A 13,121-nucleotide genomic window follows, 5' to 3' on the forward strand; every position below is an offset into this window, starting at 1 on the left:
ATCGCTGCGGCCGCCCCCTCATCGCCCGTGGCGTGGCGGGTTATGCCGCGACCTTCAGCTTCTCGGCGGCGAGCGCGACGCGGTTCGACAGCGGCTGCACCACCTCGCCGGCGAGCTTCAGCACCGTCTCGGCGTTGTGCGAGCTGTGCTGGACCAGCGCGTCGAACGACGAGCGGACGTAATCCGAATGCAGCTTGAAGAATTCGGTCGGCGACTTGACCGATGCCAGCGTCTTGGCGATCGCGGTCGCCTCTTCGAACGACTTCTTGGCATAGGCCGCCGCGTCCTGGCCGAGCGTCTCGAAACCGCGCGCCGCGATCTTCGACGATTCGACGAGGGCCTCGATATTGCCCTTGCCGAATTCGGCGGCGTCCTGGAGCAGCTTCTGGCTCTTGTCGACGGCGCCCTTGGCGTGGTCGGTCGCGTCGTTGAACGCGGTCTGGGTCGTGGCGGTGACGTTCTCGATCGTTTCCATGGTGGCTTCCTTCGCTGCGGGTGGGACAATCGGCGCGACCGCTTCGATTTCGGCAGGCGCGACGGGGAGAGGTGCGGCCACCGGCTCGGAGGCGTGCACCGGTGCCGGCTTCCTGCCGGTCGGCTTGGGTTTGGAACGCTGGAGCGGCGTCAGCGCGGCACCTTCATCGGCGCGCGCAGCACCCGCGCGCCGCTTGGCGGGCGGGGTCGGCGACTTCGGGACGGGCTCGTCCATCGATCCTACTCCAGCTATTATGCTGCAACGCACAATAGCCGATTTACCGGGCCGCTTCAACAACTTTGGTGCAGTGCAGCATGATAGCGCTACCGCGCGCAGACATAGTCCCCGGGCGCTTCGCCGAGTGCCGCCAGCGGTCCCTCGCCGGGCCGGCGGGCGCCCTCGGCGGGAACGGTGTCACCCGCCAGGTCGCGCAGCCAGCCGAGCCAGTCGGGCCACCAGCTGCCCTTGGTCTCGGTCGCGCCGGCGACGAATTCCTCCAGCGTCTGCGCGGTCGAATCGTTGGTCCAATATTGATATTTGCCGGCGGCGGGAGGATTGACCACGCCGGCGATATGGCCCGAGCCGGCGAGCACGAACCGGAGCGGCCCACGCAGCAGATGGGTGATTCGCCAGACGCTCTCGGCCGGCGCGATATGATCCTCGCGCCCCGCCTGGACATAGGCCGGTGTCGTCACCCGGCCGAGGTCGAGCGCCTCGCCCGCCACCGACATCGCGCCGGGCTGGACGAGCAGATTGTCGCGATACAGATCGGTCAGGTAGGACAGATGCCATTTCGCCGGCAGGTTGGTGGTGTCGCCGTTCCAGTGGAGCAGGTCGAACGGCGTATAGTCCGCCCCCAGCAGGTAATTGTTGGTAACATAGTTCCAGATCAGGTCGCGCCCGCGCAGCAGGTTGAAGGTCGCGGCCATGTAGCGGCCGTCGAGGAAGCCCTGCGGCGACAGCGTGCCGATCAGCGCCAGCTGCTCGTCGGTGACGAAATGCTGCAACTCGCCGGCGCGGGCGAAATCGACCTGCGCGGTGAAGAAGGTCGCGCTGGCGATCTTGTCGGCCTCGCCGCGCGCGGCGAGCAGCGCCAGCGTCGCGGCGAGCGTCGTGCCGGCGACGCAATAGCCGATCGTATGCACCGCGGGCACGTCGAGCGCGGCGCGGATCGTGTCGACCGCATCGACCTGTGCGGTGACGTAATCGTCCCACATTACGTCCTTCATCGACGCGTCGGCCGACTTCCACGACACCATGAACACGGTGATGCCCTGGTCCACCGCCCAGCGGATGAAGCTTTTCTCCGGGGTCAGGTCGAGGATGTAGAAGCGGTTGATCCACGGCGGAAAGATCACCAGCGGCGTCGCCAGCACGCGCTCGGTGGTCGGCGTGTACTGGATCAACTCGTACAGCGGCGTGCGCTTGACCACCTTGCCCGGCGTCGTCGCCAGGTTGCGGCCGACCTCGAACGCCCCCTCCGACGTATGGGTGAGCTGGCCCTTCTGGATGTCGGCGAGCATGTTCTTGAGCCCGTCGAGCAGATTCTGCCCCTTGGTCGCGATCGTCTTCTCGACCACCTCGGGATTGGTCAGCGGGAAGTTGGACGGGCTCATCGCCTCGACCAGCCCGCGCGCGGCGAAGCGCAGCTGCTCCTTCTGCCGCTCGGGCACGCCGTCGAGCGCATCGACGCCGCGCAGCATATGGTCGGCGATCAGATTGTAGCTGCGGCGGATCCAGTCGAACCAGGGATCGTCGCGCCACGCCGCCGCCTTGAAGCGCTTGTCGCGGGCATCGCCCTCGGAGTGCGGCGGTGGCGGCACCGCGGCGGCGGGATCGACGAACCGCTGCCACAGCGCGAGATTGTCTCGCCAGTAATCCTGCGTCTGCCGCAGGAGCGCCGGATTGAGCAACGGCGCGGGCGGGGCCGCGGGCGCCGCGCCGCCCGCGGCCATCAGCCCCAGGCCCTGCTCCATCATCATCTGCTGTGCGCGCCCCATCACCCAGGTCCAATGCTGGAGCTCGGCAAGATCGGGCGTGCCGGCGGCGGCGCCGGCGGGGTAGGTTGCGCGCGCGCGCGCGCTCTGGTCGTCGTGCGGATCGGCCATGGCATCCTCTTCTCCGCCGCGATGGTACCCGTCGCGGGCGCGCGAGGGAATGGCTATCCGCATCCGTCGCCGCGCGCGCGGTTTGCAGGCCGGGCGAAAGCCGCTAGCGTCGCGGCGATGGACACTCCGGTTCGCGCTATCCCGCGCTCGCTCTTCGCTTTTTCGATCTTCTACGGCGGCATGGTCTGCATCGCCGGCGTGCTCGGCAACAAACAGGTCGCGCTCGGCCCGCTGTCGGCCTTGGGGCCGCTCGTCGGGCTGGGGCCGCTGGCGGTGGAGGCGGGCATCTTCGCCTTCCTGCTGCTCGTCGTCGTGTCGAGCGCGGTTGCCGAGCTGCACGGCCGCCACAGTGCGACGCGGCTGGTGCAGATCGGCTTCGTGCCGCTGGTCGTGTCGATCCTGCTGTCGGTGGTGGTCCTCTCGGTCCCCGCCGCGGCCGACATGGACCCCGCCCGGCGCGACGCCTTCGCGATGATCATGGGCGGCACGCCGCGCATCTGGCTGGGCGGCATCGTCGCCTACGGCGTCTCGCAGACGCTCAACGTCACCATCTTCGCCGCGCTCAAGGGGCGCGAGGGCGGCGGGCTGCTGTGGCTGCGCGCCGGTATCGCCAGCGTGCTCAGCCAGATCGTCGACACCCTGCTGTTCGTGACGATCGCCTTCGCCGGCGTCTTCCCGATCGGCGAGCTGCTGCTCGGCCAGATGATCGCCAAGGTGCTGCTCTCGGCGATCCTGGTGCCGCCGCTGATCTACCTGTTCGTCGGCCTGGGACGGCGGCTCGACCGCGGCTGACGGGCAGACGCGCCGCTTCCAAGGCCGGATGTCGATACGCGTCCAGCTTCGTCATCCCGGCGGACGCCGGGCTCCATGGTTACGATGGTCACGAAGGGGGGGGGGCGCATGACCGCCCCGTCAGCGCGCCCATGGATCCCGACCGTCGTCGGATGACGAAGGTGGTGGGAATGCCCATCACCCGGACCCGTTCGCAGGTCCACCCTGCGACGACGGGAGCGGCTGCCGTACAAGAAGGCGACCGCTGGCCGCCCCCGTCGCTCAGATCATGCCGAGCGCCTGCATGTACACTTCGAGGATCGCCTCCTCCTCCTGATACTCTTCCTTCTTCTTCTTGCGGATGGAGAGGATCTTGCGGATCGCCTTGGGATCGTAGCCGCGGCCCTTGGCCTCGGCCATCACGTCCTTGATGTCGTCGGCGATGCCCTTCTTCTCTTCCTCGAGCCGCTCGGCGCGCTCGATCAGGAGGCGCAGCTCGTCCGCCGCGACCTGGCCGCCGCCCATGCCGTCTTGCCGTTCTTCCGCCATTGTCCCACCCCGCCGCAGGCACCCTGCGGCCCTCATATGATTCGCTGAAAGGATACCGGCCACATGCCGGTAGGGGCGGGCGTCTAGGCGCTTAGTCGGCGCGGCTCAACCCCGGCCGGGCTCGGTCATCGCGGGCGGATCGCTGGCCGGGAAGCTCTCGTCGAGCGCCTCGTCCAGCGCGGCGTCGCGCGCCGCATTCCGCTTCAGGCTCTCTTCCATCCGGGCGAGCTGGTCGGGCGTCGCCTCGGTCTGGTAGCGCGCTTTCCATTCGGCCTGCGGCATGCCGTAGATGGTTTCACGCGCCTCGGCCTTGGTCAGGCCGCCCGCCTCCTCGATCCAGTCGGACAGGCAGTTGCGGCAAAAGCCCGACAGACCCATCAGATCGACGTTCTGCGCATCGGTGCGATGGCGCAGGTGACGGACGAGGCGACGGAATGCCTGCGCGGCGACCGCGTCGGGCAGCTCGGCGAGTTTGTCGGTCATGGAAACCTTTCGGAAGTTGATCGGCCCTAGATAGGGGTTAGAGGGGAGCGCGGCCATTCCCCAGGAGCCCTTTCTATGACGACTGCCATTGCGCCCCGCGCGCGAAAGGTTCGCGTGCTGGCGACCTTAGGTCCGGCGAGCAATACCCCCGAGATGATCGCGACCCTGTTCCAGGCGGGCGCGGACGCCTTCCGCGTCAACATGAGCCACGGCGACCAGCAGTCGAAGGTCGCCGTGATCCAGGCGATTCGCGCGCTGGAACACCAGTTCGGCCGGCCGACGACGATCCTCGCCGATCTTCAGGGCCCCAAGCTGCGCGTCGGCAAGTTCGAGGGCGGGCGGACCGTGCTCGAACACGGCAGCACCTTCGTGCTCGACCGCGATCCGACGCCGGGCGACGCCACCCGCGTCGAACTGCCGCACAAGGAGATATTCGCCGCGATCGAGCCGGGCGCGCGCCTGTTGCTCGACGATGGCAAGCTCGTGCTGCGCGTCACCGATCACGACGCCGACCGGATCGAGACGTTGGTCGAGGTCGGCGGCGCGCTGTCGAACAACAAGGGGCTCAACGTCCCCGACGTGGTGCTGCCGATGGCCGCGCTGACCGAGAAGGACCGCAGCGACCTCGCCTTCGCGGTCGAGCAGGGCGTCGACTGGATCGCGCTCTCCTTCGTGCAGCGGCCCGAGGATCTCGCCGAGGCGCGCAAGCTGATCGGCGGCAAGGCGGCGCTGCTCGCCAAGATCGAGAAGCCCGCGGCGATCGACCGGCTCGAAGAGATCGTCGAGATGTGCGACGGCGTGATGGTCGCGCGCGGCGACCTCGGCGTCGAGCTGCCGCCGCAGACCGTGCCGCCCTTGCAGAAGCGCATCGTCGAGACCTCGCGCCGCCTCGGCCGCCCGGTGGTGGTGGCGACGCAGATGCTCGAATCGATGATCCAGAGCCCGTCGCCGACGCGCGCCGAGGTGTCCGACGTCGCCACCGCGATCTACGACGGTGCCGACGCGATCATGCTGTCGGCGGAAAGCGCGGCAGGCGCCTGGCCGGTCGAATCGGTCGCGATGATGAACTCGATCGGCGTCTCGGTCGAAAGCGATCCGATGCACGGCGACCGCGTCCACTTCACCGTGACGCGCCCCGACCCGACCACCGCCGACGCTTTGTCGGAAGCGGCCAAGCAGATTGCCAAGACCACCTCGGCGACTGCGATCATCTGCTTCACCACCTCGGGCTCGACCGCGCGCCGCATCGCGCGCGAGCGGCCGTCGGTGCCGATCCTGGTGCTCACCCCGAGCAAGGACACGGCGCGGCGGCTCGGGCTGCTGTGGGGCACGCATGCCGTCCACACCCGCGACGTCGAATCGTTCGAGGACATGGTCGGCAAGGCCAAGCGCATGGCGCTACGCACCGGCATCGCGCAGGCCGGCGACCGGGTGATCGTGATGGCCGGCGTGCCGTTCCGCACCCCGGGCTCGACCAACGTGCTCCACGTCGTCCGCATCATCGGCGACGAGCTCAAGGACTATAGCTGAGGTCGACCTTGTAGGCGCCGTGGCCGACGCCGCGGCGCCTACGACCATTCCGCCGACGTTACGTATGGATGACGGGCGTGGGAGCGGCTAAGGACCGGGCGTCATGTACCGTCCCGCCCTGTCCGTCGTCATTCCGTGCTATAACGAGGCCCCGTGCCTGGACCTGCTGCACGCGCGGGTCGCGGCGGCGGCACGGGCCGCGGTCGGCGACGATCACGAGATCGTGCTGATCAACGACGGCAGCCGCGACGACAGCTGGGCGGTGATGCAGCGGCTCAGCGAACAGGACCCGCGGCTCGTCGCGATCAACCTGTCGCGCAACCACGGCCACCAGCTCGCGCTGACCGCCGGGCTCGACCTGTGTTCGGGCGAGCAGATCCTGATCATCGACGCCGATCTGCAGGATCCGCCCGAACTGCTCACCGACATGCGTGCGACGATGGCGGCGCAGGGCGCCGACGTCGTCTATGCGGTGCGCCGCAAGCGCGAGGGCGAGACGATCTTCAAGAAGGCGACCGCCGCCGCTTTCTATCGCGTGCTCGACCGCGTCACCGATACGCCGATCCCGCTCGATACCGGCGATTTCCGGCTGATGAGCCGCCGCGCGCTCGACGCGTTGCTGTCGCTGCCCGAACAGGCGCGCTTCATCCGCGGCATGGTCGCCTGGGTCGGCTTCCGCCAGGTGCCCTTTCCCTATGACCGCGCCGAGCGCCATGCCGGCGAGACCAACTATCCGCTCGGCAAGATGGTGCGGCTCGCCTTCGACGCGGTCACCGGCTTCTCGACCGCGCCGCTGCGCTTCGCCAGCCACGCCTCGGTGATCCTCGCCGGCGCGTCGCTGCTGCTGCTCTTCTATATCCTGTGGGGCTTTTTCGAAGGCTCGCCGGTGCAGGGCTGGACCTCGACGATGCTCGTCGTGACGGTGCTGTCGGCGGCGCAGATGTTCGTGCTCGGCATGATCGGCGAATATCTCGGTCGCCTCTACATCGAATCGAAGCGGCGACCGCTGTACCTCGTCGCCGACATCGCCGGCCCGGTGAAGGGCCATTCGACGCTCGGCTTCAACGCGGCAGAGCCCTCGACCGAGTTCGAGGCGGCGGACGGGCGCAAGGCGGCGGAATAAGCCAGCCGATCGCCGGCCGGCGACGCGGCTGCCAAACATCCGTTATCGTTGACCATCGCGGCCCGAGTTGCCGCGCAATGGTGGTCGCCGGATTGGCAGGCTCGCAGCCAGTTTGCAAATAAGACAGTCGGCTTCTCGCGTCTGTCACGGTGTTGCAGCATCCACCCCATAGTGGCGCCTCGTCTACAAGCGAGTAGGGGGCGTATCCGCGATGGCACAATCCTTCCGTAACTGTCCGCGCGTCCTTCGCAGTCGCGCAACCTATTGCATAAGCGCCGTCATTGCTTGCGCTCTATTGGCCTCCTGTCGTGGTCAGGCGGTCGGAGAGGGGGATGGCGCGTCGCAGCCGCAGCCGCAGCCGACCAAGACGGTGCTCAAACACTGCGCGCCCTGACGCCCGACGCCTGATGCCCCGACACCCTGTCGAACGCCTTTCGTCGTTTCCCATGAGGAACTGATCCGTGACCAACAGACGCGATTTCCTGCGGCTCGCCGGCACCGGCGCCGCTGCGGCGGGGGCGCTTGCCGCCCTGCCGCTTTCGATCCGGCGCGCGCTCGCCATTCCCGCCAACAACGCGACCGGCACGATCAAGGATGTCGAGCACGTCGTCATCCTGATGCAGGAGAATCGCGCGTTCGATCAGTATTTCGGCACGTTCAAGGGTGTGCGCGGCTTCGGCGACCGGTTTTCGATCCCGCTGCCCGGCGGCCGCAGCGTCTGGCAGCAGACGCGCGCCAAGGGCGCGGTGCTGACCCCCTATCACCTCGATGGCACCGCCAACAACGCGCAGCGCGCCACCGGCGTCCCGCATTCGTGGGTCGACAGCCAGGAGGCGTGGGACAGCGGCCGGATGACGAGCTGGCCGGTGTCGAAGACCGAGGAATCGATGGGCTATTACAAGGAGCAGGAGGTGCCGTTCCAGTTCGCGCTGGCCAACGCCTTCACGCTCTGCGACGCCTATCACTGCTCGGTCCATGCCGGCACCGACGTCAACCGCAGCTTCCACATCAGCGGCACCAACGGGCCGACCGCGACCAACACCGCCTTCGTCAACAACGAATGGGACGCGATCGACGGCGATCCGGCGACGCAGGACATCGGCTATACCTGGACCACCTATGCCGAGCGGCTGGAAAAGGCGGGGGTGAGCTGGATCTGCTACCAGAACATGCCCGATGAGTGGGGCGACAACATGCTCGGCGCCTTCGTGCCGTTCCGCCGCGCCAACATCGCCTCGGGCTATCCGGTGTCGAGCGGCGGCGCGCCAGGCCAATTCTATAACAAGACCGGCCAGCCGCTGCCCTATCACGCCTATGATCCCACCACCGACAATGCGAAGAACCCGCTCTACAAGGGGATCGCCAACACGCTGCCGGGGACGACGCCGGACCGCTATCTCGACACCTTCCGCAGCGACGTGCGCAACGGGCGGCTGCCGCAGGTCTCGTGGCTGCACGCGCCGTCGATCTACTGCGAACATCCCGGCCCCTCCAGCCCGGTGCAGGGCGCCTGGTTCATCCAGGAGGTGCTCGACGCGCTGACCGCCAGCCCGGACGTCTGGAGCAAGACCGTCCTGCTCATCAACTATGACGAGAATGACGGCTATTTCGACCATGTGCCGTCGCCGTCTGCGCCGTCACGCAACGCCGACGGCACGCTGGCGGGCAAATCGACGCTGTCCGACGCGGCAATGGCCTATGAATATTTCACCCAAGTCCCACCCCCCAACAGCACGATACAGCCCAAGGCGGACGGCCGCGTCTTCGGACCCGGCCCGCGCGTGCCGCTGTTCGTCGTGTCGCCGTGGAGCCGCGGCGGCTGGGTCAATTCGCAGGTGTTCGACCATACGTCGGTGCTGCGCTTCCTGGAGGCGCGGTTCGGGGTGCAGGAGCCGAACATCAGCCCCTATCGCCGCACCGTCTGCGGCGATCTGACGAGCGCGTTCAATTTCGCGACGCCCAATACCGAGGCGCTGCCGACGCTGAGCGGCCGCAGCAGCCGCGCCGACGCCGACCGGCTGCGCGCCGCGCAGGACGCGCTGCCCGACGTGCCGGTGCCGCGCGACCCCAACCTGCCGATCCAGGCGACCGGCCATCGCCCCTCGCGGGCGCTGCCCTACGAACTGCACACCAGCGCGCGGGTCGCCGCGGCCGGCACGGTGCAGCTGCTGTTCGCCAACAGCGGCACGCAGGCCGCGGTGTTCCACGTCTACGACCGCTACAACCTCGACCGGGTGCCGCGCCGCTACGTCGTCGAGGCGGGCAAGACGCTCGACGACAGCTGGAACGCCGGCCGCGACAATCAGGGCCGCTACGATCTCTGGGTGCTCGGCCCCAACGGCTACCACCGCCATTTCACGGGCGACACCAACCGGTTGTCGAGCACCACCGCGAGCCCCGAGATCCGCGTCTGCTACGATGTCGCCAACGCCGAGGTCTATGTCGATCTGCTCAACGGCGGTGCCGCCGCCTGCACCTTCACGGTCGAGCCGCGCGCCTACCGCCGCGACGGCCCATGGACCGCGCCGGTTGCGGCGCAGGGGCAGGCGACGCTGCACTGGTCGCTCGCCGACAGCGGCGCCTGGTATGATTTCGCCGTCCGCTGCGACAGCGATCTGTCCTTCACACGCCGCTTCGCCGGCCGGGTGGAGACGGGCGCGCATACGGTGAGCGACCCGGCGATGGCGATGTGACCGTCAGACCCTCCCTCGCCTGCGCGGGGGAGGGATCAGGCGGTGGGCTCGGCCAGCGTGACGATCGACACGCCCGGGGTCAGCGGCACCCGCCCGACCGCGTGGCGCTCGAGCCGGAAGATCGTCTCGAACACGGCATTGAGCGGCTTGGCGGGGGGCGAATCGTCGCTGTCGTCGCGCCCCGTGAGGCGGCCGGCGATGCGCGCCGCCGCCGCCAGCGGAAATAGCAGCGAATTGAAATAGGTGAGCTTGCGCGGCGCCAGCCCCGCCGTGACGATCGCCTTGGCCAGCGACGCCTTGGAATAGCGGCGATGGTGGTGGTTCACCACGTCGTGCGCGCTCCACAGCCATTGGTGTGCCGGCACCGCGATCAGGATCTTGCCGCCCGGCTTGAGCAGGCTCGCCATCCCCTTCAGCGCGGCGACATCGTCCTCGATATGCTCGACGACATCGAGCACCGCGACCAGATCGTACGTGCCGCGCGTCACGCCGGGCAGGTCGGGCAGCGGCGCATCGCCGACCGGACGGCCGAGCCGCTCGCTGGCGATCGCGCGCGCGGCGGGATCGATCTCGATCGCGTCGACCGCGCCGAAGCGCGCCAGCATCGGCAGATTGTGGCCGGTGCCGCAGCCGATCTCGAGGATGCGCGCGTCCTGCGGCAGTCGGCCGTAGCGGGTCAGATAATCGCTGAGGATGTCGCGGCGCGCGCGATACCACCAATGCGTGGAATCATGCGCGGCCATGCGGTCGTAGACGATGCGATCCATTAAGCGAACACCAGCCAGCGATTGAGGATGAAGGTGACGATCGTCGCCAGCGCCACCGCGGGCAGCAGCGGCGCCCAGGCGGGCAGGCCGAAATGCGCGGTGCCGATCCAGGTGACGAGCGCATTGAGCGCCATGCCGGTCGCCTGCACGCCGACGAACTGCGCCTGCTGCCAGCCGCCGCGGCGGCGCGTGCCATGGCCCTTGAAGCTCCAGCGGCTGTGCAGGAAGAAGCCCGCGGTCACCGCGACGGCGAAGGCGAAGGGCACGGCATAGACGGCATGGTCGCGCGGGAAGACCCAGGTGGTCAGCGGCAGGTAAACCGCTGAATAGATCAGCGTCGAGATGCCGCCGGCGATGCCGAAGCGGATCATCTGCCCCAGCATGCCGCTGTCGCGCATCGCCGCAAGTCGTGCCGGTGCTTCCCTCGCCATCCGCTCCGCCCTAAAGGCAATGCTCCGGGAACGAAACGGCCAAATCGAAAGTCGCTCAGTTGAACATAGCTCCCCGCGGTCGGCTGGACGACGCGCTCGCCCGGCACTGGATCGCGCTCACCCTCGTCACCTGGCTCGGGGTGATGGTCTGGTACGTCTGGAACGACTGGAACCTGATCCGCTGGCTGTCGCTCGGCGACACCGACGACAATATGCGGCTGATGCAGGTGCGCGCCTGGCTCGCCGGGCAGGATTGGTACGATCTGCGCAACTACCGGCTCAATCCGCCGGGCGGCTTCGACATCCACTGGAGCCGCATCGTCGACCTGCCGATCGCCGGTTTGATCCTGTTCTTCCGCCTGTTCACCAGCAACTTCTGGGCGGAGCGGCTCGCCTGCGGGATCGCCCCGCTGCTGCCGCTGGGAATCGCAATGCTCGGCGTCGCCGCGACGGTGCGGCGGCTGATCGATCCGCGCGCCTGGCCGCTGGCGCTGCTGTTCCTGCTCGGCACCTCGGCGACGATGCTGATGTTCCTGCCCGAACGCATCGACCATCACGGCTGGCAGTTGGCGATGCTCAGCCTCACCGTCGCCGGCCTGTGCGATGCACGCGGCGCACGCGGCGGGCTGATGGTCGGGCTGGCGAGCGCGGTCAGCCTCGCGATTGGGCTGGAGATGCTGCCCTATTGCGCGATGGCGGGCGCGATCATCACCCTGCGCTGGATGTGGGACCGCAGCGAGGCGCGCCGGTTACAGGCCTATGCGCTGAGCCTCGGCGGCGGCAGCGCGATCGGCTTCGCCGTCTTTGCCTCCTATGCCAATTACGCGATGCGCTGCGACGCGCTGACCCCGGTGTGGCTGAGCGTCACCGTAGCGGCGGGAGCATTGCTGTTCCTGCTCGCCTGGCTCAACCCGACGTCGCGCGGGTTGCGGATCGGGCTGGCGGTGGTCGCGGGCGCGATGATCGGGGCGGGCTTCGTCCATTTCTTCCCGCAATGCCTCGGCCGGCCCGAGGGCGTCTCGCCCGAGTTGCAGAAGAACTGGCTGAACAACGTCCGTGAAGCCAAGCCGATCTACAAACATCCGTTCCGCCTCGGCTTTCCGATCGCGGCGCTGCCGATCGTCGGCGTCGTCGGCGTGATCCTCGGCACGTGGCGGGCGCGGCGCTCGCCGGCGCTGATCGGCTGGAGCGCGGTGGCGCTGTTCGTCACCTTCGCTTGCCTGATGCTGCTGTGGCAGGTGCGCGCCGGGCCGGCGGCGCAATTGCTCGCCGTGCCGGGCGCGACCCTGCTCGGCTGGATCGTGCTGCCGTGGCTGCTCGAACATCGCTCGTGGCCGGTGCGGATCGCCGGCACGGCGGCGGCGTTCCTGATCGTCTCCGGCCTGTTCGCCGGGCTGATCATCAAATATCTGCCGGTCGACGTGCCCAACGCCTATACCAAGCGGGTCAACCGTTCGACGGGCAGCTGCGTGCGCTATACCGTGTTGAAGCCGCTCGACCGCTATCCGGCGCAGACGATCTTCACCTTCGTCGATCTCGGGCCGCGGCTGATCACCGTGACGCATCACGATGCGATCGCCGGGCCGTATCACCGCAACGGCGATGCGATCCTCGACGTCCAGCATGCCTTCGGCGGGAGCGCGGATCAGGCGCATGCGATCATCAAGCGCCACGGCGCAACGATGCTGATGCTCTGCCCGAACCATTCGGAATCGACCAACTATCGCGCGCGCAATCCGGGTGGCTTCTACGACCAGCTCGCGCATGGCGAGGTGCCGGCGTGGCTGACGCCGCTGCCGCTCCCCGCCAATTCTCCGCTGCGTTTGTTCAAGGTGGATTGAGCGGGCAAACGTCTCCGGACCCACCCTGTCACCCCGGACTGGTTCCGGGTCCACACTGCGGCGAGGAGCAAGGCCTGGGGCGCACACGCGCGCTTGCGGATCGGTGGACCCCGGAACCAGTTGGGGTGACGGATCGCGTGGGGTGAGGTGACGAACCTCACCCGCCGTTACGACCAGCTCGCGCATGGCGAGGTGCCGGTGTGGCTGACGCCGCTGCCGCTGCCGCTGCCCGCCAATTCGCCGCTGCGTTTGTTCGAGGTGGATTGAGCGGGGAGGGCACCGTGTCCCCCCCTCCGTCACGCCTTCGGCGCGCCACCCCCCTGGCGGGGGAGGATTATGGAAGTCCTCCC

The 13,121-nt window shown here is 68.3% G+C and carries 11 protein-coding genes; 5 read left to right on the plus strand and 6 right to left on the minus strand.

Going from position 1 to position 13,121, the window contains the following annotated elements; genetic code table 11:
- Positions 1 to 40 precede the first annotated feature (40 nt).
- Positions 41 to 709, minus strand: coding sequence for a phasin family protein (locus tag HD841_RS01690; protein WP_179507152.1), 669 nt, complete (start codon positions 707 to 709; stop codon positions 41 to 43).
- An 89-nt stretch (positions 710 to 798) separates the two neighbouring features.
- Positions 799 to 2,583, minus strand: a complete 1,785-nt coding sequence (locus tag HD841_RS01695; RefSeq protein WP_179507153.1) for a PHA/PHB synthase family protein — start codon at positions 2,581 to 2,583, stop codon at positions 799 to 801.
- A 117-nt stretch (positions 2,584 to 2,700) separates the two neighbouring features.
- Here HD841_RS01695 and HD841_RS01700 point away from each other — a divergent pair, with 117 nt between their 5' ends.
- Positions 2,701 to 3,375: a queuosine precursor transporter gene (locus HD841_RS01700; RefSeq protein ID WP_179507154.1), complete on the plus strand. Its 675-nt coding sequence runs from the start codon at positions 2,701 to 2,703 to the stop codon at positions 3,373 to 3,375.
- 261 nt (positions 3,376 to 3,636) lie between these two features.
- Here HD841_RS01700 and HD841_RS01705 read toward each other — a convergent pair whose 3' ends face one another.
- Both HD841_RS01705 and HD841_RS01710 read right to left on the minus strand, forming a co-directional pair.
- The gene (locus HD841_RS01705) at positions 3,637 to 3,903 is read right to left on the minus strand and encodes a DUF2312 domain-containing protein (RefSeq protein WP_052075679.1); all 267 of its coding nucleotides are present in this window, start codon (positions 3,901 to 3,903) and stop codon (positions 3,637 to 3,639) included.
- Between the two features lie 105 nt (positions 3,904 to 4,008).
- Positions 4,009 to 4,386 carry a DUF1244 domain-containing protein gene (locus HD841_RS01710; RefSeq protein WP_257015172.1) on the minus strand — a complete coding sequence of 126 codons (378 nt, stop codon included), beginning with the start codon at positions 4,384 to 4,386 and terminating at the stop codon, positions 4,009 to 4,011.
- Between the two features lie 75 nt (positions 4,387 to 4,461).
- Here HD841_RS01710 and pyk point away from each other — a divergent pair, with 75 nt between their 5' ends.
- From pyk to HD841_RS01725, 3 genes are all read left to right on the plus strand, one after another.
- Positions 4,462 to 5,916 carry a pyruvate kinase gene (gene pyk / locus HD841_RS01715; RefSeq protein ID WP_179507156.1) on the plus strand — a complete coding sequence of 485 codons (1,455 nt, stop codon included), beginning with the start codon at positions 4,462 to 4,464 and terminating at the stop codon, positions 5,914 to 5,916.
- 103 nt (positions 5,917 to 6,019) lie between these two features.
- Positions 6,020 to 7,039, plus strand: a complete 1,020-nt coding sequence (locus HD841_RS01720; RefSeq protein ID WP_179507157.1) for a glycosyltransferase family 2 protein — start codon at positions 6,020 to 6,022, stop codon at positions 7,037 to 7,039.
- Between the two features lie 461 nt (positions 7,040 to 7,500).
- Positions 7,501 to 9,732 carry a phosphocholine-specific phospholipase C gene (locus HD841_RS01725; RefSeq protein ID WP_179507158.1) on the plus strand — a complete coding sequence of 744 codons (2,232 nt, stop codon included), beginning with the start codon at positions 7,501 to 7,503 and terminating at the stop codon, positions 9,730 to 9,732.
- A 35-nt stretch (positions 9,733 to 9,767) separates the two neighbouring features.
- Here HD841_RS01725 and HD841_RS01730 read toward each other — a convergent pair whose 3' ends face one another.
- Positions 9,768 to 10,499: a class I SAM-dependent methyltransferase gene (locus tag HD841_RS01730; protein ID WP_179507159.1), complete on the minus strand. Its 732-nt coding sequence runs from the start codon at positions 10,497 to 10,499 to the stop codon at positions 9,768 to 9,770.
- Entirely contained in the window at positions 10,499 to 10,930 is a 432-nt protein-coding gene (locus HD841_RS01735; RefSeq protein WP_179507160.1) for a GtrA family protein, read from the minus strand. Before HD841_RS01735 ends, HD841_RS01730 begins: the two co-directional genes overlap by 1 nt.
- Positions 10,931 to 10,989: 59 nt before the next feature.
- Between HD841_RS01735 and HD841_RS01740 the strand changes: the two genes are divergently transcribed.
- Complete coding sequence (locus tag HD841_RS01740; RefSeq protein ID WP_179507161.1) at positions 10,990 to 12,771, plus strand: AcrB/AcrD/AcrF family protein; 1,782 nt, start codon at positions 10,990 to 10,992, stop codon at positions 12,769 to 12,771.
- Positions 12,772 to 13,121: the final 350 nt, after the last annotated feature.

Origin of the sequence: Sphingomonas melonis (assembly GCF_013409985.1) — a bacterium.
GTDB lineage: Bacteria > Pseudomonadota > Alphaproteobacteria > Sphingomonadales > Sphingomonadaceae > Sphingomonas > Sphingomonas melonis_A.